12 protein-coding genes and 5 pseudogenes are annotated in these 22664 nt (G+C 59.5%); 10 read left to right on the top strand and 7 right to left on the bottom strand.

Annotated features, from left to right (window positions below):
- Positions 1-267: 267 nt before the first annotated feature.
- The 6 genes and pseudogenes from NA619_RS23785 to NA619_RS23760 all read right to left on the bottom strand — a co-directional run.
- Positions 268-648: pseudogene (locus tag NA619_RS23785) on the bottom strand (PrpF domain-containing protein); the annotation flags it as partial.
- A gap of 117 nt (positions 649-765) precedes the next feature.
- Positions 766-3369 (bottom strand): Fe/S-dependent 2-methylisocitrate dehydratase AcnD, encoded by a 2604-nt coding sequence (gene acnD, locus NA619_RS23780; protein WP_255964296.1) that lies wholly within the window; start codon positions 3367-3369, stop codon positions 766-768.
- A 75-nt stretch (positions 3370-3444) separates the two neighbouring features.
- Positions 3445-4572: a bifunctional 2-methylcitrate synthase/citrate synthase gene (gene prpC, locus NA619_RS23775; RefSeq protein ID WP_255964294.1), complete on the bottom strand. Its 1128-nt coding sequence runs from the start codon at positions 4570-4572 to the stop codon at positions 3445-3447.
- A 93-nt stretch (positions 4573-4665) separates the two neighbouring features.
- Entirely contained in the window at positions 4666-5553 is an 888-nt protein-coding gene (gene prpB / locus NA619_RS23770) for a methylisocitrate lyase (RefSeq protein WP_148926107.1), read from the bottom strand.
- Positions 5550-6158 (bottom strand): annotated as a pseudogene (locus NA619_RS23765) (GntR family transcriptional regulator). The gene prpB and the pseudogene NA619_RS23765 overlap by 4 nt, the downstream one beginning before the upstream one ends.
- 700 nt (positions 6159-6858) lie before the next feature.
- Complete coding sequence (locus tag NA619_RS23760) at positions 6859-9354, bottom strand: putative bifunctional diguanylate cyclase/phosphodiesterase (protein ID WP_255964291.1); 2496 nt, start codon at positions 9352-9354, stop codon at positions 6859-6861.
- Between the two features lie 316 nt (positions 9355-9670).
- Here NA619_RS23760 and NA619_RS23755 point away from each other — a divergent pair, with 316 nt between their 5' ends.
- From NA619_RS23755 to NA619_RS23745, 3 genes are read left to right on the top strand one after another with little or no spacing between them, the layout of a single operon-like run.
- Positions 9671-11290 carry a methyl-accepting chemotaxis protein gene (locus NA619_RS23755; protein ID WP_255964289.1) on the top strand — a complete coding sequence of 540 codons (1620 nt, stop codon included), beginning with the start codon at positions 9671-9673 and terminating at the stop codon, positions 11288-11290.
- Positions 11291-11317: 27 nt separating this feature from the next.
- A complete protein-coding gene (locus tag NA619_RS23750; RefSeq protein WP_255964287.1) occupies positions 11318-12373 on the top strand; it encodes a porin in 1056 nt (351 codons plus the stop codon).
- An 11-nt stretch (positions 12374-12384) separates the two neighbouring features.
- On the top strand, positions 12385-12792 hold the full coding sequence (locus tag NA619_RS23745; RefSeq protein ID WP_042928819.1) for a hypothetical protein: 408 nt from the start codon (positions 12385-12387) through the stop codon (positions 12790-12792).
- Positions 12793-13123: 331 nt separating this feature from the next.
- On the opposite strand, the gene NA619_RS23740 is transcribed toward NA619_RS23745, so the two are convergent.
- A complete protein-coding gene (locus NA619_RS23740; protein WP_042928818.1) occupies positions 13124-13786 on the bottom strand; it encodes a TetR/AcrR family transcriptional regulator in 663 nt (220 codons plus the stop codon).
- A 626-nt stretch (positions 13787-14412) separates the two neighbouring features.
- Here NA619_RS23740 and NA619_RS23735 point away from each other — a divergent pair.
- The 7 genes and pseudogenes from NA619_RS23735 to NA619_RS23705 all read left to right on the top strand — a co-directional run.
- Complete coding sequence (locus NA619_RS23735) at positions 14413-15900, top strand: efflux transporter outer membrane subunit (protein ID WP_255964285.1); 1488 nt, start codon at positions 14413-14415, stop codon at positions 15898-15900.
- 14 nt (positions 15901-15914) lie between these two features.
- A complete protein-coding gene (locus NA619_RS23730; RefSeq protein ID WP_255964283.1) occupies positions 15915-16994 on the top strand; it encodes an HlyD family secretion protein in 1080 nt (359 codons plus the stop codon).
- Between the two features lie 3 nt (positions 16995-16997).
- On the top strand, positions 16998-19769 hold the full coding sequence (rbbA, locus tag NA619_RS23725) for a ribosome-associated ATPase/putative transporter RbbA (protein ID WP_255964281.1): 2772 nt from the start codon (positions 16998-17000) through the stop codon (positions 19767-19769).
- Position 19770: 1 nt separating this feature from the next.
- Positions 19771-20901 carry an ABC transporter permease gene (locus NA619_RS23720; protein ID WP_255964279.1) on the top strand — a complete coding sequence of 377 codons (1131 nt, stop codon included), beginning with the start codon at positions 19771-19773 and terminating at the stop codon, positions 20899-20901.
- A 563-nt stretch (positions 20902-21464) separates the two neighbouring features.
- A pseudogene (locus tag NA619_RS23715) lies at positions 21465-22253 on the top strand (YfcC family protein); the annotation flags it as partial.
- Positions 22236-22449, top strand: a pseudogene (locus tag NA619_RS23710) (pirin family protein); the annotation flags it as partial. The pseudogenes NA619_RS23715 and NA619_RS23710, both read left to right, overlap by 18 nt.
- A pseudogene (locus tag NA619_RS23705) lies at positions 22415-22664 on the top strand (hypothetical protein); the annotation flags it as partial. The pseudogenes NA619_RS23710 and NA619_RS23705, both read left to right, overlap by 35 nt.

The following is a 22664-nucleotide window of genomic DNA, read 5'->3' as shown; positions in this document are numbered from 1 at the left end:
AATCATCAACAAGTCGCCTGAGCCCGCATAGTTGTTGAACCTATAACCTAATTAATGCAGGCTTTACCGTCGCTTTAACCGTCACACCGTCGAGGCCTTGTATTAAGCGCGGAATGGAGCCATTTCAAGGGTAACGACTTTAGCGACACCGTCATCAATCGGCGGGTAGTTTAGACTCTTCGATTCGCCACTGTCACATGCTTCGGGTAATCGATCATCAGAGGTAATTTCGGTCAGCAGCCGATTTTCGAAGGCGCCAGACGCGCGCGGTATCCGCGCCGGATCGACCAACCCAGCGTGCAAGGCGAAGGCACCAGCAGCCGTGGAGAGGTTGCCGCAATTGCCGCTCCAACCGACAAAAGCGCTGTCGATCGAGACCTGGCCATAGAGGTACTCGACGTCGTGCTCAGGCCGACTGCTCTTCGACAGGATGACGCATTTGCTGGTGCTCGACGTGGCCCCGCCCATACCGTCTATGTGCGCCGAATACAGGTCAGGGCTGCCGATTACACGCATGAATAGCTTGTCGCGCGCAGCGCCCGGCACTTGGCAGCTTTCCGGCAGGTCCTACAGCCGGAAGAATACCCCCTTGCTGGTGCCACCGCGCATGTAGGTCGCGGGAATCTTGATCTGGGGCTGATGAGCCATGAGTGACTCCTGGCTGAAAAATGAATGGACCGTAGGGGTGGATCGCGCTTCACCGACCCACCGCTAGAGCCGGTGCGGTGGATGGAAAAACGCCATCCACCCTACGTGGTCGGACGGTCACGCCTGTCCGAGGAAGTCCTTGGCGAAACGCTGAAGCACGCCGCCGGCCTCATAAACGCCGACTTCGGCCGCGGTGTCGAGGCGGCAGGTGACTGGGACACGGGTCTCTTCACCGCTCTTGTGCCGAATGACCAGCGTCAGGTCGCAGCGCGGCGACAGCTCGCCTTCGATATCGAAGGTTTCGGTGCCATCGAGGCCAAGGGTCAGGCGCGTAGTGCCCGGTTTGAACTCGACCGGCAGCACGCCCATGCCCACCAGGTTGGTACGGTGAATGCGCTCGAAGCCTTCGGCGACGATTACCTCGACACCCGCCAGGCGCACGCCCTTGGCAGCCCAGTCACGTGAGGACCCCTGCCCGTAGTCAGCGCCAGCCACAATGATGAGGTTCTGCTTACGAGTCATGTAGCTCTCGATGGCTTCCCACATGCGCATCACCTTGCCTTCCGGCTCGACGCGCGCCAGCGACCCCTTCTGCACCTTACCGTCAACCACGGCCATCTCATTGACCAGCTGCGGGTTGGCGAACGTCGCCCGCTGCGCCGTGAGGTGGTCGCCACGATGGGTCGCGTATGAATTGAAGTCTTCCTCCGGCAGGCCCATTTTCGCCAGGTACTCGCCGGCGGCCGAGTTCAGCAGAATGGCATTGGACGGCGACAGGTGATCGGTGGTGATGTTGTCCGGCAGGATCGCCAGCGGACGCATACCCTTGAGCGTACGCTCGCCGGCCAGCGCACCTTCCCAGTACGGCGGACGACGGATGTAAGTGGACATCGGACGCCAGTCGTAGAGCGGGCTCTTGGCTTCCTCGATGGTGCCCAGATCGAACATCGGAATGTAGATCTGCTTGAACTGCTCCGGCTTGACCGAGGACGCGACGATGGCGTCGATCTCCTCGTCGGACGGCCAGAGGTCCTTCAGGGTGATCGGATTGCCGTTCTTGTCGGTACCCAGCACATCCTGTTCGATATCGAAACGTACGGTACCGGCGATGGCATAAGCGACTACCAGCGGCGGCGAGGCAAGGAAGGCCTGCTTGGCGTACGGATGGATACGGCCGTCGAAGTTGCGGTTGCCAGAGAGGACTGCGGTGGCATACAGGTCGCGCTCGATGATTTCCTGCTGAATCACCGGATCCAGCGCACCGGACATGCCGTTACAGGTGGTGCAGGCGTAAGCGACGATGCCGAAACCGAGCTTTTCCAGCTCGCTCAGCAGCCCGGCTTCTTCCAGGTACAGCTTGGCGACCTTGGAGCCTGGCGCGAAGGACGTCTTCACCCAAGGTTTGCGCACCAGCCCCAGCTCGTTCGCCTTCTTGGCCAGCAGGCCGGCCGCAACCACGTTGCGCGGGTTGGAGGTGTTGGTGCAGCTGGTGATGGCAGCAATGATCACCGCACCGTCCGGCAACAGGCCTTCGGCCTCCTCCGCCCTGGCCGCAGCCAGCATGTCTTCGTCGGCGATGCCACGCTCGTGCAGCGCCGAGGTCGGCAGACGCTTGTGCGGGTTGGAAGGACCAGCCATGTTGCGCACCACGCTGGACAGGTCGAATTCGAGCACGCGCTCGTATTCGGCACCTTCCAACGCGGTTGCCCACAGGCCCGTTTCCTTGGCGTACTGCTCGACCAGCGCAACTTGCTCCGGCTCGCGGCCGGTCAGCTTGAGGTAATCGATGGTTTGCTGGTCGATGTAGAACATCGATGCGGTCGCGCCGTATTCCGGGCACATGTTGGAGATGGTCGCGCGATCGCCAATCGTCAGGCTGTCGGCACCTTCGCCGAAGAACTCGACCCAGGCCCCGACCACACGTTCCTTGCGCAGGAACTCAGTCAGCGCGAGGACGATATCGGTGGCGGTGATGCCAGGCTGACGCTTGCCGGTCAGACGTACGCCGACGATGTCGGGCAGTCGCATCATCGACGGCAGGCCGAGCATCACGGTTTCGGCTTCAAGACCGCCGACGCCGATGGCGATCACACCCAGCGCATCGACGTGAGGAGTGTGCGAGTCGGTACCTACGCAGGTATCCGGAAAGGCCACGCCACCGCGTGCCTGAATCACCGGCGACATCTTCTCCAGGTTGATCTGGTGCATGATTCCGTTGCCGGCCGGGATCACGTCGACGTTCTTGAACGCGGTCTTGGTCCACTCAATGAAGTGGAAGCGGTCCTCGTTGCGTCGCTCCTCGACGGCTCGGTTCTTTTCGAACGCATCGGCATCGAAACCGGCAAATTCCACCGCCAGCGAGTGGTCTACGATCAACTGAGTCGGAACAACCGGGTTGACCTTCGCCGGGTCGCCGCCCTGCTCCGCGATCGCATCGCGCAGACCGGCGAGGTCGACGAGCGCGGTCTGGCCAAGAATGTCATGGCAGACGACGCGTGCCGGATACCAGGGAAAGTCGAGGTCGCGCTTGCGCTCGATGATCTGCTTCAGCGAATCGGTCAGCGCTTCGGGCTCACAGCGACGCACCAGCTGTTCGGCCAGGACGCGGGACGTATAGGGCAGCTTTTCATAGGAACCCGGTTGAATAGCTTCGATCGCCTCACGGGTGTCAAAGTAGTCAAGCCCAGTGCCTGGCAAAGGTTTGCGGTGTTCTGTATTCATGCCGGAAGAACTCAATTCAGTAATGTTCTGTGGGGCAAGGTGCGGGGAGCTCGGCGACGAGCTCCCTCGCTCCGATCAACGCTGGGCGATCGGGACAACCTTGCGCTGCTCCGGACCGATGTACTCGGCGCTCGGCCGAATGATCCGGTTGTTGCTGCGTTGTTCGAACACATGGGATGCCCAACCGGTAACGCGCGAGCAGACGAAGATCGGCGTGAACAGCTTGGTCGGGATGCCCATGAAGTGATAGGCGGACGCATGGTAGAAGTCGGCGTTCGGAAAGAGCTTCTTCTGCTCCCACATGGTTTCGTCGACGGCGACCGAGACCGGATAGAGCACGGTGTCGCCCACTTCATCGGCGAGCTTTTCGGCCCAGACCTTGATCACCTCGTTGCGCGGGTCGGAAACGCTGTAGATCGCGTGACCGAAACCCATGATCTTGTCCTTGCGCTCAAGCATGCCGAGGATGGCTTCACGCGCTTCTTGCGGGCTCTTCCACTGCTCAATCATGTCCATGGCCGCTTCGTTGGCGCCGCCATGCAGTGGGCCACGCAGCGAACCGATAGCGCCGGTCACGCAGGAATAGAGGTCGGACAGCGTCGAAGCACAGACACGGGCGGTAAAGGTCGAGGCGTTGAACTCGTGCTCGGCATAAAGAATCAGCGAGACGTTCATCACCCTGACGTGCAAGTCGCTAGGCTTCTGGTCATGCAACAGCGCGAGGAAATGGCCGCCCAGGGTCTCTTCGTCGCTGGTGCAGTTGATGCGAACACCGTCGTGGGTGAAGCGATACCAGTAGCACATGATCGCCGGGAAAGCAGCCATCAGCCGCTCGGCCACATCGCGCTGCTGGTCGAAGCTGAGCTCCGGCTCCAGCGTGCCGAGCACCGACGAACCGGTACGCATGACGTCCATCGGATGCGCACTGGCTGGGATGCGCTCGAGCACTTCCTTTAGCGCCTGCGGCAGGTCCCGCATGGTCTTCAGGCGACTTTTGTAATCGGTCAGCTGCTGTGTGTTTGGCAACTCGCCGTAGAACAGCAAGTAGGCCACCTCTTCGAAATCGCACTCGGCCGCCAGCTCACGTACGTCGTAACCGCGGTAGGTCAACCCGGCACCGGTCTTGCCCACGGTACACAGGGCAGTCTGGCCGGCGATCTGGCCACGCAGGCCTGCGCCACTCAAAACTTTTGCTTCAGCCATTGCTATCTCCTTCTTGGATTTGTTCTGGATACTGCAAATCACGTTGAAAAATGAACCACACAGCCCCCGCTGGCTCGCAGCGGGGGCTTTCTGTCAGCTCTTCTTCTGAGCGAACAGTGAGTCGAGGTGCTGCTCGAATGCGTGGTAGTTGATGCGATCGTAGAGCTCCATGCGCGTCTGCATGGTGTCGATCACATTTTTCTGAGTACCGTCACGACGCAGCGCGGTGTAGACATTCTCGGCCGCCTTGTTCATGGCGCGGAACGCCGACAATGGGTAGAGCACCAAGGACACATCGACGCCGGCCAGCTCTTCGGTGGTGTACAGGGGCGTTGCACCAAACTCGGTGATGTTGGCCAGAATTGGCGCCTTCACGCGGTCGGCGAAGGTCTTGTACATCACCAGCTCGGTGATGGCCTCGGGGAAGATCATGTCGGCACCCGCTTCGATGCAGGCCGCGGCGCGGTCCAGTGCGGCATTCAATCCTTCCACCGCCAGCGCATCGGTACGCGCCATGATCACGAAACTGTCGTCGGTACGTGCATCAACAGCCGCTTTGATGCGGTCGACCATTTCCTGCTGGGTGACAATTTCCTTGTTCGGGCGATGGCCGCAGCGCTTAGCCCCAACCTGATCCTCGATATGGATCGCCGCCGCGCCGAACTTGATCATCGACTTGACGGTACGCGCCACGTTGAACGCCGAGGAGCCAAAACCGGTGTCGACATCTACCAGTAGCGGCAGGTCGCAGACATCGGTGATGCGACGCACATCGGTCAGCACATCGTCGAGACCGGTGATACCGAGGTCCGGCAGCCCCAGCGAGCCCGCGGCAACGCCGCCGCCGGACAAGTAGATGGCCTTGAAGCCGGCGCGCTTGGCCAGCAAGGCGTGGTTGGCGTTGATGGCGCCAACGACCTGCAGCGGATGCTCGCTGGCCACCGCGTCACGGAAACGCTGACCGGGGGTAGGAAGTGTCATGCCTCACCTCTTGGTTGTGATGTCTGTTGTTGAGCAGCCAGGTAGTGCCGCTCGATATTGCGCTTGGAAGCGCAGATGTGGCGCCGCATCAGCAGCTCCGCCAGCTCGCCGTCACGGTCGGCAATGGCATCGAGAATCCGGTGGTGTTCGGCGAACGCCTGACGCGGGCGGTTGGGCGTTGCGGAAAACTGGATGCGGTACATACGGACAAGTTGATACAGCTCGTCGCACAGCAACTTGGCCAGCGTGCGGTTACCGCTGCCCTGGATAATCCGGTAATGGAAGTCGAAGTCGCCTTCCTGCTGGTAATAGCCGACGCCGGCCTGGAAGGCCTCATCGCGTTCATGGGTGCTTAGTACCTTGCGCAGGTCTTGAATTTCCGCCTCGCTCATACGCTCGGCCGCCAGGCGACAGGCCATGCCTTCCAGTGACTCACGGATCTCGTAGAGCTCGATCAGCTCGGCATGGCTGAGTGAAACAACACGAGCTCCCACGTGCGACATGCGAACCAGCAGCCTCACGCAACGGTCCCTGGCTTATGCCATATGTGCGCGCAAGCTCGGGCTCAGAGATTTGCTGCCGAGGGTTATCTCGCCTTTCACGATGGCAGTTTAAATGTGACGGAATACGTGTTCCCGCCTTAAGCTGGATTTAGCATATTGTTGACACATAACGTAGCGGCCAGTGAATTTATTCCAAATAAATGTCATCGTCAACGAAGATTGTCGACACATCGGACGGACAAGCTGGCTAGGTTTTGGTTACCTGTCGCACGCCTTGGCGATCTGCTCGGCTTGAACATAGCCGCAAGCTCAGCCAATACCACCGTTTGCTCACATCGCCCAAGCAAGCGAAAAAGCGGTATTGGCAGATCGTCACGGACATAGGAGATTTCGTATTAACCAACTGCAGGACCGCTCGGCATGATTGAACTTCTCCCAGGCCGCGCCGATGTCGTAGCCGCCTTGGTACTAGAACAACGCTAGAAGTCATGTCGAGGCCTGTCTTTCGCCTGGCCTCGTGGATTCGGCATTACACCGCCAAGTGAAACTGCTCCAAAACGAGCGCTAGGCGGTCAGCAACCGTAGTACCGCAGCCTAATTAGGCCGGGGGTGATATCGATGCTAGCTAGCATTCGACTGGAGAACTCCTTGGGTAAGGGCTGAATACTCGGTCACAAAACTTGCCATTGATTGCCTTGTTAGCTACTACAATCGTATCGTTAGCTCTCAAGGTTTCTCGCCTGACACGGACCTCAAGTTAACTAGCTGCTGGTGCCTGACTCTCTGAGGGCGGCGAGCTGCATCAGCCCATTTTCTGAACCAGACGCTTCATTTCCTCAGCGGGTTGAGGCTGGCACATGTGAAAACCTTGCACCACCGCGCAGTCTGCTTCGTCCAACCACTCAAGCTGCTCATAAGTCTCCACGCCTTCGGCGGTAACCGTGAGCTCCAAGGCCTCGGCGAGCCCAACGATTGCCTTGATGATCAAACGGTCATTAGCGGAACTTAGCGCGTTGCCAATGAAGCTGCGATCTATCTTCAACCCGTCGAATGGATAACTTCGTAGGTAATTGAGCGAAGAATAGCCCGTACCGAAGTGGTCCATGGTCAGGCGTACGCCTAACTCTTTGAGCGCATTGAGTGTTTTTAACGCTCCCGCAGACTCATCCAGTAAGATGCTCTCGGTAACCTCCAGCTCAAGCCGCGAGGCAGCCAGACCGGCTTCCGTCAGTGCCCGCTGAACATCCAGTCGGAGGTCGCTCTGACGGAACTGGACCACGGACAGGTTAACTGACACGCAGATATCCTCCGGCCAGCGTGCTGCTTCGTTGCAGGCCTCAGTTAAAACCCATCGTCCAAGCGGGACGATGAGCCCAGTTTCCTCCGCTAGGTCAATGAAGTGTGCCGGTCCGAGCAGCCCCTTTTGTGGATGCTGCCAGCGCACCAGTGCCTCAGCTCCGATGATGTGCATACCATTTGTTCGATAGCGCGGCTGATACTGAAGCGCCATTTCTCCCATAGCCATGGCTTGCCGCAGGTCCATCTCAAGCTGCCGTCTTTGTAACAACCGCTGGTTCATTTCGCTGGCGTAGAACCGCCACGTGGCACGTCCGTCTTCCTTGGCCTGATAGAGCGCAATGTCCGCACAGCGCAACAGCTCGCTCGCCTCGGTAGCGTCCTGCGGCGCAAGCGCAATACCGATGCTTCCGCCGACGAAGATGTTCTGCCCTTCATACACGATCGGTTGTTTGATCTGATCGATAAGGCGTGCACAAAGCGTCTCAATGCTTTCCTGGGAGCTTATGCCATCAAGAACCATGATGAATTCGTCGCCGCCAAGCCGAGCGACGAGGTCTTCATTGCGCGTACAGTTAAGCAAACGGAGCGACATTTCCTGGAGCACCAGATCGCCTGCAGCATGCCCAAGGGTGTCGTTCACTGGCTTAAATCGATCCAGGTCCAGACTGATCATTGCCAACGGCCTGTTGGCTCCCAGCTTACCGGCCAGAAAACCATTCAAGTTGTTACGGTTGGGCAGGCCAGTCAAAGCGTCGTGCATGGATAGATGCTCCACCTGCGTCTGCGCTTTGACCTCCTCGGTGATGTCGCTGGCAGTACCTCTGTAACCGACACATTTCCCGTCCGCCATGATCGGCCGCGACGCCACGCGACAGATCCGAACGTCACCGTTACGGTCCGAGTACTTGCAACGCAAGGGTTTGCCGCTCTGTTTCTGTAACCACAGCGCGATGCCCTGCGTATCAGCCTGAAGCAGCTCATCTAGCGGACGTCCCAGCCATTGGCTGGCTTTGAATTCGGTGACCCGTTCAAACCGTTCGGAGAGGTATATCAACCTCAAGCGCTCATCGGTTTCCCACAACCAGTCCGATGCAGCCTCGGCGATATCACGAAAGCGCTTCTCACTACTAGCAAGGCTTGCCTGGCTGACCGTAAGCGCCGAGTGACTATCTTCAAGGCGTCGCGATGCCCTCACCGCATCAAGGGCGATCAACCCTATTAGAAGAAGCATTAATACCGCAGAGGAGCCGACTATCGGTAGCAGCCCTTCAAGCATCTCATGACCGAACTCAGGAGCCGACCAGCCGAAGATTACCGAGGCGCCCGCCAAGTCGGTGAGCGCTAGGCTGCCATCTTCTGATATCGCACCACCCTCACCTTGGCCAATTAAATGTAAATCGATCAGTCCGTATTGGAAGCCGAGCCGCAGCAGTTCGTCCGGATCCAGCAAATCAATCAGAACCAAGGTGGTGCCGGAAGCCCGCCTCAGGGCGACCTGATCCTCAGGCAAAGCATTTGCCGCAGCAGCGAGAACCAGCGTGTCATCGAGCCGCAGAATTCCACCTGTCAACGCATCGGGGCCACCCCGCCGGGCTTGCTCTAACAGCCCATCCAACCCAACGCCGAGCCGCTGAAGCAGATCGCTGTCCCGCATTGCCTCGGAAGTGAGCGCCCGAGTTTTTTCGACGCCGGAGCCAAACACCATAAGGGCATCGAAATCGAGGCTGTAAAAAAGCACGTCTGGAGCCGCCATCTTAGCTCGCGATTGCGGATCGGTTGAGGCGTTATTGAGCGTGACGAATGCGGCCATTCCCTGCCGAAGCATGGCCTGTCTGTGACTTAACGCCTTCTCTATCAAGAAATGGCTGTGCTCGATCACGTTACGGTCAAGCGTATCGGTCATTCGCTTAACGGAATAGGAGATAACAGACGATACAACCAGGAGCACGGCGAGCAGCAAAGGAAGCGAGCGGCGAAGGATTATCTGGCTAACACCCATGAAATACCTGTTGTTTTTATTAGTGCTGGCGGAGCGGAGCGCCCCGGATTACCACAGCGAAACGGCAGAGGGGGTATTCGGTACACCGATGCATCGAGGATTCGACCTCAGGCAAGCATAACTAGTTTGGTGCAGAGATCATCGAGAAGGTCTGTGATAAGCAGCCTTCTAAATTCTACAATTTTCTATTTTCTGTTCAAGTTAAGCCAACTTAAGTCGATACGTATGACGGCGGTCGATGATCAACGGTCGCGCCCAACATCATCTAGCCATCACTCAGTGTGCAATCCGATGCGTTCTGCCTAGAGCCAAAATTATGCTTAAAAATCTACCGCTGACTCTAAAACTGTCCCTCGCCCCTGCCGTTGCGATACTTGGCCTTGTCTTGTACGTGGGCTACACGTCGTTTCAGCTCTCGGCGACCGATTCGCGGCTGCAAGCATTGGAAACCCGCCGCTATCCAGTATTGGAACGGGCCGATGCAGCCATTTTCCAGTTCTCCCGTATCCCCGGACTGCTCAATAGCGCTGTTGCGGCTGGCGAACAGAACCTGCTCACCGAAGCTGGCGAAGTTCTGCAGGCTATCAACACACACCAGCAGGAGCTGGAGAAGCTCGTACAGGTACCCAATCGCCGTGAGCAACTCAACGACTGGCGTCTCGCCGTGGATCGTTACGCTGAAAATGCGATCTCCGCGTCCGGTAAGCTCGTCACCGGCAGCGCGTCCTTTGATGACTTGCGTCCGAGTCTCGATCGCATGGCCAATGACCTGGCTCAGGCCCAAAAACTTGCCGCGGAGTTCCGCAGTGCCGCTTATGAGGACTTCGAGCAAACGCTTGCCGAAACCCGTGAGGTCAACGCAACCACCACTCGCCTGGGAATCATCCTCAGCCTGGCGCTGTTGATCCTGGTCACCTTATGTGCCTGGGCCGTCACGCGCAGCATCATGGCTAACGTCCGTGGCGTGATCGACTCATTACAAGGCATTGCCAAGGGCGACGGCGACCTGACCCGTCGCGTCAACGTCCAGTCCAACGACGAAATCGGCGCGATGATCCGTCTGTTCAACGGCTTCCTCGACAAATTGCAAACCACTATCCGACAAATCATCGAAGCCGCCAGTCCCATCGGCGATTGCTCGAAAGAGCTGTACCGCCTGACCCAAGGCTCCGAGGAAAACGCAAAGTCCCAACAACATCACACGGACTCGATCAGCCGTGACATCCATACCATGACCAGCAGCATTCATGAGGTAGCGCAGCGTTCGCGCCAAGCCTCCGATGAGGCCGGCTCCGCTTCGCGCCAGGCCGTCACGGCCCGCAAGAACATCGGCAACCTTTCAAGCAGTATCAGTGATTTGGGCGACAGCGTGATGGGTGCCGTTCGTGCAATGCAACAGCTCGAAGAAGAAACCCAGGAAGTCGGCTCGGTGTTGACGGTGATCCGCAGTATCGCCGAACAAACCAATCTGCTCGCATTGAACGCTGCCATCGAGGCCGCCCGAGCCGGCGAGCAGGGACGTGGCTTTGCGGTGGTCGCCGACGAAGTACGCAACCTAGCGCAAAAAACCGCCGCCTCGACCGCGGAGATCCAGCAAATCATCCAGCGGTTACAGAACAGCGCCAATACCGTGCTTAACGTTATGACAGTCAACGGTAATAAATCCCGCGAAAGCATTGAGCATTCGATCGAGGCGACTCAGCTACTCGAAACCATCGCGCAGACGGTCAGCAAGATCGACGAGCTCAACGCAGGCATTGCTCGCCATACACAAGAGCAGATCGGTCTGTCCGAATCGATTCAAAAAGAAACAGAAGTGTTGCAGCAGGATGCACAAGCAACCGCAAACGGGGCCGAAGCCACGGCTCGTCTCGGCGAACAACTGGTAGGTACGGGAGATCACCTACGCCAGGCAACCGCCCAATTCCGCGTTTAAATTTATAATCCTGGAGCAGTACGAACAATGAATAAACTCAATATCCTCGGCGTGGCCATCTGCCTGGCCAGTACCTCAGCGTTCGCCTTGGATCAAGGTGAATACCGATTCAACGGCTTTGGCACTGCAGCCATCAGCCGCATCGGTGGGGCAGACGATGCGAAGGGCTATGGCGTTTCCGGCCAGACCACCGACTCTTGGCGCGGCGACCAGCTGTCAAAGCTCGGCGGACAATTTTCCTACGGCCTAACCGACCAGCTGAGCGCTACTATTCAGACCGTCGCCAAGCCTGAGCAGGACGACTGGCGTCTACAGCTGGAATGGGCGTATCTGGCGTACGCCGTCAACGATCAATTCACCGTTCGTGCTGGCCGCTTGCGCCCGGGCGCGTTCATGTTTTCCGAGACGCTGGACGTCGGTTACACCTACCCATGGCTGCGCCTGCCGGACGAAGTTTACAGCCAGATGCCGATTACCAATTACGAAGGCGCAGATGCCCTATACAGCCTTCCGCTTTCCTTCGGTACGCTGAATTTTCAAGCCAGTTACGGCCAAGCAGTAAACCGCAATATCTTCATTCATGGTCTCGATGCCCGTCTAGACGTGGATTACAAAAAGCTGCTGACCGGCAGCGTGAGCCTGGCGACCAACGACATCGGGACGTTCCGATACAGTTATACCGAGTCCACTCTGATCGTGGATCAAAGCGACGAGTTCAAGGGCAAATTCATGTCCTTTGGCCATCAGTACGACAACGGCAGCTGGGTCACTAACGCAGAAATCATCAACCGCCGCAGCCCGCTGGGCGAGCACGACGCGTTCTACATCATGGCCGGTCACCGCTTCGGTGACCTTTTGCCTCACGTTACCTATGCCCAGCATGACGAAAGCGACGCTGGCCGCGACTCGTCATGGGCGTTTGGCCTGAACTACAGCCTGAACGCCAACGTTACGCTGAAGAGCGAATACAAACGCGTCGAATCCACCCGGAACTACAACGGCAACTTTGTGCCGGCGTATAACACTGCCGAGCCAACGTTCGACGGCGACATCTTCAGCATCGGCGCTGACTTCGTATTCTAAGAGGAGCCAACATGAATCGTTTCACTCAAAAGACTCTCGCCGCCGCTCTGCTAAGCCTGGCTTCTGCCATGGCGCACGCCGAGGTGGCCGTGATCGTCAATCCGGGCGCAACCAAAGCGCCCTCACAGGCAGAAGTGGCAAATATCTTTCTCGGCAGGGACAAAACCTTAAGCGGCATCGACCAGAAAGACTGGAATCCCACCAAGGAAAAATTCTACTCCGCCGTCACCAGCAAGAACGAAGCCCAGCTGAAGTCCTACTGGTCGGGCCTGGTATTCACCGGTAAGGGCCAGCCCCTGCCGGCCGAAGCCGGCGACTCGGCGGTTGTGGCCAAAGTCGCCGCCGAAGCCGACGCTATCGGCTATGTCGACAGCGCCGCGGTCAATGATTCAGTGAAGGTGCTGTTCACCCTGCCCTGACACATTTTGTGTTTTGATTTGCGGCCCTGAGACTCTGGCGCGATGTAGCACTTAATGGCTGCAGCGTTTCCCCCAGCCCCAATCTTTAAGACGCCCGGTGCAGCGCATCGGGCGGTTTGTGTATTCAGAACGAGGTCGAGGCTGCTCTAACTTTGGGGATGCCGCGATTAGCAATGTCTGGACGCCGTCAGCATGTTTCATTCAATTTAGCGAGGCAGCCGCTTGTTCGCTTTGATCGCCGTTGCGCTATGCAGCCTCCAGTCGCTTCGGTTGTATGGCATGCCAGTGCGGTCCCGACGATGGTAATGGCAATACTATGGCAAACCGACATCTAATTCAGCCCGCTGCCCCTACTCACCTCTGGCTGCAGAAGCTCAAGCAGCAGTTGCCTATGCGCCTCCCGCAACTGTACAAGCGATATTGACGGGTCGCCTCTGGATAACATTGAAGAGTTCAGCCATAGCAATGCGGGAGCGAGCGCCAGCGGGAAAAAGTGCTCGGTCAAGACACCTGGGCGAATGACCCCGCGTTCTATGTTGCGCTGGATGATGAGCTGCGCCCGCTCCCGTAATCCGCCCGCAACTTCCTCTCGCCAATGCCGGACCAGTGCAGGTGCTCTGGCACTTTCGGCTAGGAGCAGTCGGTAGACCGATATGGTAGCGGGGGAGTCAAACGTCGCGTACAGGCGATCAAGGTACACGTCTACTAGCTCCGGCAAAGTCAAATCTTCGTCCGGGAGCCAGCCTTGGAAATCGCAAAGCTGCTTGGTCATACGTTCGAGCAAGGCATGAAAGATCTCTTCCTTGCTTTTAAAGTGCGCGTAAATTCCTGCCTTTGACATTCCCGCGCATTCCGCTAGACGCTCCATCGACACGGCGTTGTATGTCCGATCCGAGAATTCAACCAGAGCCGCGTCCAATATTTCCTCTTTCCTAGCTGCCGAGGACAAGTAGCGGCGCTTCTCTGTGACGACGTCTTCTTTCCTGGCTGGCATTCAAAGCCCCTTTCCAAATTTGAAAAATGTTCTCACGGGATGGCCACCGACTCCACCGAAAAACAACTTTGATCCCGCCCAAACAATTTCCGTCAACCGGTATCAACGAGCCGCCCCAGGGGTTGCGGAGGCGGAATTGTAACGCACCGCCAGAAACAACCGCCTGGTCGTTTGTTTTAAAAAAACCTATAATGATAAGGAATACGATCGCAAGAACACCTCGTCGACCAGCCGCTAAGACCCGGATGCATACACGATTAACGGAGATGCCGTGGGTTTTATCAAACTTGCGAGAAAGAAAGCTGATGGCGGGCGTGAGCCACATACCCAGTGCAAGGGTGAACGCACATGCCATGCAACAGGCTGCACTGGCCCTTCGGCGAATCGAAACACCAACAAACCTCTTCTGCAGCGTGTTCTAAACGTTGGTGTCGACAGGCGTAATACGAGGTGCGCACAGCCATCAAGGCCCCGCTCGATTGCGGCAGACCATCGAAGTGCCGAATTACTGCATGCGCGCTCATCGGTGCCAAAGCGAGCGCCGCCACCAGCACGTCGCTGCACATGGACGCCTACCGCTCTACAACCAGACCCCATTAGGCCCGATACCCGTACGGAACGTGACCATGCCTTCAGCTTCTCTCTTGTTTCCTGAGCTTAGATTGCGCACTGCCTCGCTTGCACTGAGCGCTGTCGCACTAACCGGCTGCATGTCGCTCGCTCCCACTCCTAATACGCCACCGCTGCCAGCACCCGAGGTTTGGCCTAGTCATCTTGAATCGAGCACAGACGGCGCCCATGCGGGAGAACTGGCCTGGCAGGCGTACTTCACGGATCCCTTGCTGCAACGCCTTATCGAGACTGCGCTGGAGAACAACCGCGATCTGCGCCTGGCCGCGCTGCGTGTCGAGGAAGCCAGCGCCGCATTCCGCATTCAGCGCTCGGATCGATTTCCTGCCGTGGGCGTGGGTGCCCAGGGTGGACGCGCCCGCGTCCCTGGCGATCTGAACATGTCGGGCCGGTCGCAGGTGGGCGGCGAATATCGGGCCGAGGTGGGTTTGAGCACCTGGGAGCTGGATCTGTGGGGCCGGGTCCGCAACCTGGAAGACGCCGCCCTGCAAAGCTGGCTGGCTTCCGACGCGGCCCGCCAGGCCGTCCACCTGGCGCTGATCGCCCAGGTGGCCGACGGTTATCTTGGCTTGCGCGAGATAGACGAACGCGTGGCTATCGCCCGTCAAACCGTCGCGACCCGCGAGGAGTCCTATCGCATTTTCCGGCGCCGCGTTGAAGTCGGCTCGACCTCCAAGCTGGATCTCACCCAAGTCCAGACGTTGTTGAACCAGGCTCAGGCGCTGCTCGCCCAGCTTGAGCAAGCCCGCGCCACGCAACGGCATGCGCTGGCGATGCTGGTGGGCGCCGATCCTGGCCCGCTGCCCACCAAGGTGCCCTTCGATGAAACGACGGTGCTGGCTGAGCTGCGGGCCGGTCTGCCTTCGGAGCTGCTGGTCAGTCGCCCGGACATCATTTCCGCCGAACACCAATTGCGTGCCAGCGATGCCCACATCGGCGCGGCCCGCGCAGCGTTCTTGCCGCGCATTGCGCTGACTGGCAGCTTCGGCACGGCCAGCTCCGACTTGAATGGCTTGTTCGATTCCGGCAGTCGCGCCTGGACCTTCATGCCCACCCTGTCACTGCCCATCTTCGATGGCGGGCGCCGACGCGCCAATCTGGAACTGAGCGAAGTGCGCCGCGACATCGCCGTCGCCGGATACGAAAAAACCATTCAAACAGCCTTCCGCGAGGTGGCCGATGCGCTGAGCGCAAAGCACTGGCTGGCTGAGCAGTTGACGATCCAGAGAGCCAACCTGGAAGCGCAAAGCGAACGCGCACGGCTGGCCCAGTTGCGCTACGACAACGGCTCGGCCGCCTTCCTGGAGGTGCTGGATGCCCAACGCGATCTGCTGGGTGCCCAGCAACAACTGGTACAGGCGCGCCGCGCGCTGCTGTCCAGCCAGGTGGCGCTGTATGCCGCGCTCGGCGGCGGCACCCTCGCCGCAACCGGCGAGGCACAGGGTGCGGCCTCGACCCCCGCTTCCACCCCATCAACCCGTTAAGGCACGCCGAACCCATGACTGTCTCCCCCTCTCTCAAGAAAAAACTCCTGGTCGCTGCCGCTGCAGCGGTTGTTATCGCGCTGGCCTGGTGGGGCTGGACGGAGCTTGCCGACAGCGGACCCGGCGAAGGGTTCGCCAACGGCAATGGCCGCATCGAAGCCACCGAAATCGACATCGCCACCAAGCTGCCCGGACGTATCGAAGACATACTGGTACGTGAAGGCGATTTCGTCACAGCTGGCCAGCCATTGGCCAGGATGCAACTGGAAACGCTTGAGGCACAGCGCGACGAAGCCTTCGCCATGCGTCAACAGGCCGAGCACGCGGTGACCGCAGCGCAGGCACAGGTCGCATTGCGCGAAGCCGACGTTGCTGCGGCGCAGGCACTCGTCGGTCAGCGCGAGTCGGAGCTCGACGCCGCACAGCGGCGTCTGGCACGTTCGGAGACACTGTCCCGAGAGGGCGCCGCCTCGATACAGGAGCTGGACGATGACCGGGCGCGCGTACGGGGCGCACAGGCGACGCTCGCGGCCAGCAAAGCGCAGACTGCCGCTGCCCGCGCCGCAGTCGAGGCAGCCAAAGCACAACTGGTCGGCGCCCGCTCCAGCGTGACCGCCGCCACGGCCAGCATCATTCGCATCGAAGCCGACATCCGCGACAGTGAACTGCGCGCGCCGCGTGACGGGCGGGTTCAGGTGCGCGTGGCGCAACCTGGCGAGGTGCTTGGGTCGGGCGGACGCGTCCTGAACCTGATCGACCTGTCGGACGTATACCTCACCTTCTTCCTGCCCGAGACCGTGGCCGGGCGCGTCGGGCTCGGCTCAGAGGTGCGCATCGTTCTGGATGCCGCGCCGGAGTACGTGATACCAGCCACCGTTTCCTTCGTCGCCAGCGCGGCACAGTTCACCCCCAAAACGGTCGAAACCGCCAGCGAACGGCAAAAACTGATGTTTCGTGTGCGCGCGCAGATTTCGCCGGAGTTGCTGCGTGAACACCTGAATCAGGTCAAGACCGGGCTGCCCGGCGTGGCCTGGATCAAGCTCGACGCAAATGCCGAATGGCCTCAAAACCTGTCCCTTCGCGTGCCGGAGTAAGGTATGAGCCACAGTGGGAGCGCGCAGCTCACGACCGTTGCAAGCGTCCGTCAGGTGCGCTTGCGTTACGGCGATGTCATCGCCCTGGATGGCATCGATCTGGACATTCCCGCCGGGAGGATGGTTGGCCTGATCGGCCCCGACGGCGTCGGTAAATCCAGTCTGCTCTCATTGCTGGCTGGCGTACGTATCATCCAGAAGGGCACGGTCGAGGTACTGGGTGGCGACATGGCCAGCAAGGCCCATCGCAAGCAAGTGTGCCCTCGCATCGCCTACATGCCGCAGGGACTGGGCAAGAACCTGTATCCGACGCTCTCGGTCGAGGAAAATCTGCAATTCTTTGCGCGCCTGTTCGGTCATGGTGCCGCAGAGCGCCGCCAGCGCATCAATGAGCTGACCCAGGCCACCGGCCTGTTCAAATTCCTGTCGCGCCCGGCAGGCAAGCTCTCAGGGGGCATGAAGCAAAAACTCGGCCTGTGCTGCGCGCTGATTCACGACCCGGACTTCCTGATTCTCGATGAGCCGACGACCGGCGTGGACCCGCTGGCGCGCGCGCAGTTCTGGGATCTAATTGACCGGATCCGCGCTGATCGTCCCGGCATGAGCGTGATTGTGGCCACCGCCTACATGGATGAGGCCCAGCGCTTCGACTGGCTGGCGGCCATCGACGACGGCAATGTCCTCGCCACCGGCACACCGCAGGAGTTGCTCGAAAGAACAAGCAGCCTGAACCTGGAAGAGGCATTCATCCGCCTGCTCCCGGAAGAGAAAAAGCGCGGACACCAAGCGGTAGTCATTCCCCCTTTGCCGGATGACGGCGCGGACGATATCGCCATCGAAGCCGAGGAGCTGACCATGCGCTTTGGCGACTTCATCGCCGTCGATAGCGTCTCCTTTCGCATCCGGCGCGGCGAAATCTTCGGCTTCCTCGGCTCCAACGGTTGTGGCAAGTCCACCACCATGAAGATGCTCACCGGCCTGCTGCCGGCGAGCGCGGGTCGGGCCTGGCTGTTCGGTCACGAAGTCGATCCGCATGATCTGGACACCCGTCGCCGCGTCGGCTACATGTCGCAAGCGTTCTCGCTCTATAGCGAAATCACGGTACGGCAAAACCTGGAATTGCACGCCAAGCTCTTCAGCGTGCCCCCGAAGGACATTCCCGGCCGCGTGGATGAGATGGTGGAGCGCTTCGGGCTGGTGGACGTCCTCGACAGCCTGCCGGCCAGCCTGCCTTTGGGCATACGGCAGCGTTTATCGCTGGCCGTTGCCATGGTGCACAAGCCCGAGCTGCTGATCTTGGATGAACCGACCTCCGGCGTCGATCCGGTGGCGCGCGATGCGTTCTGGCGGCTGCTTATCGAGCTGTCGCGGCGCGACCGGGTAACGGTCTTCATTTCCACACACTTCATGAACGAGGCCGAACGCTGCGACCGCATGTCGATGATGCATGCGGGTAAGGTGCTGGACAGCGACGTGCCCGCAAGACTGGTCGAGAAGCGCGGCGCCAAATCCCTTGAAGAGGCCTTCATCGGCTACCTCCTCGAAGCCGAGGGCGGCGGCCCAGTCACCCCGCTCAGCCAGCCGGAGGCCGCTAATCACGAGAATCAACCCTCTGCGGCGCCTGCTGAGCACGGCGGGAACGGCGCCGGCGGTTTCAGTCTGCAGCGCATGTTTAGCTATCTGTGGCGTGAGACGCTCGAACTGCAGCGGGACCCTGTACGTGCCACACTGGCGTTGGGCGGTTCACTGCTGCTGATGTTTGTGATTGGCTTCGGCATCACCATGGACGTAGAGGACCTGAGCTATGCGGTACTCGATCGCGACCAGACCACCCTAAGCCAAAGCTACACGCTGAACCTCGCCGGCTCGCGCTACTTCACCGAGCACGCACCGATCGTCGACTACGAGGACCTCGACCGGCGTATGCGCAGCGGGGAGCTGTCGCTGGCCATCGAAATCCCCCCTGGCTTCAGCCGCGATGTGTTGCGGGGCCAGAACGTACAGATAGGTGCCTGGATCGACGGCGCTATGCCGCAACGCGCGGAGACCGTCCAAGGCTACGTCCAGGGCATGCACCAGCACTGGCTGCTAGCTCAGGCTAGCGAACGCGGCGGCGCCAGCGCAGCCGGCAATGCCAGCGTCGAGACGCGCTTTCGCTACAACCCCGATGTCAAGAGCCTGCCGGCCATGGTGCCGGCGGTGATTCCGCTGTTGCTGCTCATGCTGCCTGCGATGCTGACCGCGCTCGCGGTGGTGCGCGAGAAGGAGACGGGCTCGATCACCAATCTGTACGTGACGCCGGTCACGCGCATCGAGTTTCTGCTTGGCAAGCAACTGCCCTATGTCGGTCTGGCCATGGTGAACTTCCTGCTGATGAGCCTGCTCGCGGTCACCGTCTTCGGTGTGCCGGTCACGGGCAGCTTCTTCACCCTGTCGCTGGCCGCGCTGATCTTCTCCTTCGCCGCGACAGGCATGGGGCTGCTGGCCTCGGCCGTCACGCGCAGCCAGATCGCCGCCATGTTCTTTGCCATGATCGGCACCATCATTCCGGCCACCCAGTTCGCCGGCCTGATCGATCCCGTGTCCTCGCTTGAAGGCTCCAGCAAGTTCATCGGCGAGATCTACCCCGCCACGCACATGATCTCCATCAGCCGTGGCGTGTTCAGCAAAGCGCTCGGCCTGGCCGATCTGGCGGGGCCGTTGTGGTCGATGCTGCTGTCGGTTCCGGTGATTCTCGGTGCGGCCGTTTTGCTACTCAAGAAGCAGGAGCGCTGAGATGAGCGGAAGAAACGTTGCCAACATCTACGACCTCGGTGTCAAGGAGCTGTGGAGCCTTTGGCGTGATCCGATGATGCTCGTACTCATCGTCTATGTGTTCACCGCGTCGGTCTACACCTCGGCCACGTCCATGCCGGAGACGCTGCACAACGCGCCCATCGCCATCGTCGACGAGGATAATTCGGCGCTGTCCCAGCGGATTGCCTCGGCCTTCTACCCGCCGCAGTTCACGCCACCGGCCATGATCGACTATGGGGACGTGGACCCGGGCATGGATGCGGGGCTGTACACCTTCGCCCTGGTCATTCCGCCCAACTTCCAGCGTGACGTGCTGGCGGGGCGATCGCCCGCCGCGCAGCTCAATGTCGACGCCACCCGCATGAGCCAGGCCTTCACCGGCAGTGGCTATATCCAGCAGATCTTCACCGGTGAAGTCAATGAGTTCGTCAAGCGTTACCGCGGCACCGACGCGCCACCCGTGGATCTGGCGATGCGCGCGCGCTTCAACCCCGCGCTGGACAAGGCCTGGTTCGGCTCCGTGGTGCAGATCATCAACCACATCACGCTGCTGTCTATCATCCTGACTGGCGCGGCGCTCATCCGGGAGCGCGAGCACGGCACCATCGAGCACCTGCTGGTGATGCCGGTTACACCCGCGCAGATCATGCTCTCCAAGGTCTGGTCGATGGCCCTGATCGTGCTGATTGCCTCATTTCTGTCCCTCAATCTCATGGTGCGCGGCGTTCTGGGCGTTCCAGTCGAGGGTTCCATTGCACTGTTCTTCGCTGGCGCGGCGCTCAGTCTGTTCGCCACCACGTCGATGGGCATCTTCATCGCCACCCTGGCGCGCAACATGCCGCAGTTCGGTATGTTGATGATGCTGACCATCATGCCGCTGCAGATGCTCTCGGGTGGCACCACGCCGCGCGAAAGCATGCCCGAGATCGTGCAGAACATCATGCTGATCACGCCCACCACCCATTTCGTGGAATTGAGCCAGGCCATTCTCTACCGGGGTGCGGGCCTGGAGACGGTATGGCAGCCGTTCCTGGCGCTGGCCCTGATCGGCACGGTGCTGTTTTTCCTGTCGTTGGCACGCTTTCGCAAAACCATCGGCCAGATGGCGTGACTGGCTGCCGCGTGTACTCGTAAACAAATGCTCGTATCGTGCGAAGCAAGTGTTGACTGATAGGATCTGATCGCCCCGATCAGAACTTGGCTCGCCAGTTTCTGCGGGGCATTCAATAACGCTGTCGTGTGCGCTCCAGATCCAGTTCCGAAAAACGTCGACCTTCCAGGTTAACCCTCCAGCCCTTGCCGCTGAATTCAAACCGATGCGGTCACCTCAACGTCAACGGTATACACCTCTCCCCTTAGTACCTCTGGCGGAGAGCTAGGCACGCCGACGGCGATGGTGCGGTTGTCCTCACCTCTGCTATCAATCGCCATTGGCTAGGCGCCCCAATGCTCACAGTAAAGCTGGGGATGCATAAAGGAATGCTACTCCCGCATTTGTTGCTCAATAGATAGATCTTAATCAACTCCAACGCATTTAAATCGCTCACAAAAACAAACGACTGGACGGTTTTTTATTGCCCCGCTACCGTTGATCGAAGGATCACTGCCAATCTACCGGCACCACTAGCTGCGCTATCGCAGTCTTCAGTGAGGCCACAGAGAAGGAGAGCCACCATGGCTGAAGAAAACACTACCGCGCAAAACCCGGAAGAGGATCTGACAAGCCGCTTTCCAACGGCCTATACCATCCTGCTGCTACTGATCGTTCTAGTTGCTGCGCTGAGCTGGGTTATTCCCGCCGGAAAGTATGAGCGGGTGATGAATGAAGAGGTCGGTCGTGAAGTGGCTGTGCCAGGTACTTACCAAGTGGTCGAGCCCATCCCCCAGGGCTTTATGGACGTCATGCTGGCTCCCATTGCGGGTTTTTATGATCCAGAAAGCTATGTCGCCAACGCCATCGACGTGGCGCTGTTCGTGCTGTTTCTGGGCGGCTTTCTCGGGGTGATAAATGCCACCGGTGCGATCGACACCGGTATACGCAGCGTCATGCAACATCTGGAAGGCCGAGAGATATGGATGATTCCGATCCTGATGACGCTGTTCGCGCTTGGCGGCACGACTTACGGCATGGCCGAGGAAACCCTTGCGTTCTACGGCATTCTGATTCCGATCGTCATTGCCGCCGGCTACGATGCGGTGACCGGGGTAGCGGTGATTCTGATCGGCGCCGGAGTCGGCGTGCTGGGCTCGACCATCAATCCATTCGCCACCGTCATCGCCTCCAATGCGGCGAGCATTCCCTTTACGGACGGCATGCTGCTGCGTCTAGTGCTGCTGGTAGGTGGGCTGGTGATCTGTGCCGCCTACGTGATGCGCTACGCGAAACGAGTCAAGGCCGACCCTTCGCGCTCCGTCGTAGCCAAACAGCGCGATGCCCACCGCAAAATTTTTCTACAGGGGCATGACGATTTAGACGACGTCAGGCTGACCCGATTGTTCGGCGGTGCAGTCGCAGAGCGATATGACCCCTTTCCGATGCTCGACGAGTTCGGTTCGGACAACCCGGACGAGTACATTGCAGGCTTTCCTGCGCACCCCCATCGCGGCTTAGAAACCATCAATATATGATCCTGTTGGGAGATTTCGAAGAGAAGGTCACTGGGACCAAGCGAGACCGCCCCGAACTGGATCGTCTGGCTCGGTCAATGTCCGATCTACTCCACATTGCCGAGCGGCTTAAAAGCATAAGGGCAGGTCTGCGTTCGCTTGCTGAACCCTGGGCATCAGCGCCCTCCGAAAGCCAGAACCGGCACTATCTGCTATTTGCGATAGCTACAGGTAAGCGTCCAGCCAAGTCACCTTCCAAAGTCCCGT

The organism is Stutzerimonas stutzeri (assembly GCF_024448895.1).
Classification (GTDB): Bacteria; Pseudomonadota; Gammaproteobacteria; order Pseudomonadales; family Pseudomonadaceae; genus Stutzerimonas; species Stutzerimonas stutzeri_Q.
The sequence above is the reverse complement of the archived record's forward strand: the minus strand, read 5'-3'. Positions and strand labels throughout refer to the sequence as shown.

Bases quoted from the DNA above. Each gene is read 5' to 3' on its own strand.
- prpC (WP_255964294.1), bottom strand. From the start codon at position 4,572: ATGGCTGAAGCAAAAGTTTTGAGTGGCGCAGGCCTGCGTGGCCAGATC.
- rbbA (WP_255964281.1), top strand. From the start codon at position 16,998: ATGAGCCACAGTGGGAGCGCGCAGCTCACGACCGTTGCAAGCGTCCGT.
- NA619_RS23745 (WP_042928819.1), top strand. From the start codon at position 12,385: ATGAATCGTTTCACTCAAAAGACTCTCGCCGCCGCTCTGCTAAGCCTG.
- NA619_RS23760 (WP_255964291.1), bottom strand. From the start codon at position 9,354: ATGGGTGTTAGCCAGATAATCCTTCGCCGCTCGCTTCCTTTGCTGCTC.
- acnD (WP_255964296.1), bottom strand. From the start codon at position 3,369: ATGAATACAGAACACCGCAAACCTTTGCCAGGCACTGGGCTTGACTAC.
- NA619_RS23755 (WP_255964289.1), top strand. From the start codon at position 9,671: ATGCTTAAAAATCTACCGCTGACTCTAAAACTGTCCCTCGCCCCTGCC.
- NA619_RS23750 (WP_255964287.1), top strand. From the start codon at position 11,318: ATGAATAAACTCAATATCCTCGGCGTGGCCATCTGCCTGGCCAGTACC.
- NA619_RS23720 (WP_255964279.1), top strand. From the start codon at position 19,771: ATGAGCGGAAGAAACGTTGCCAACATCTACGACCTCGGTGTCAAGGAG.
- NA619_RS23735 (WP_255964285.1), top strand. From the start codon at position 14,413: ATGCCTTCAGCTTCTCTCTTGTTTCCTGAGCTTAGATTGCGCACTGCC.
- NA619_RS23740 (WP_042928818.1), bottom strand. From the start codon at position 13,786: ATGCCAGCCAGGAAAGAAGACGTCGTCACAGAGAAGCGCCGCTACTTG.
- prpB (WP_148926107.1), bottom strand. From the start codon at position 5,553: ATGACACTTCCTACCCCCGGTCAGCGTTTCCGTGACGCGGTGGCCAGC.
- NA619_RS23730 (WP_255964283.1), top strand. From the start codon at position 15,915: ATGACTGTCTCCCCCTCTCTCAAGAAAAAACTCCTGGTCGCTGCCGCT.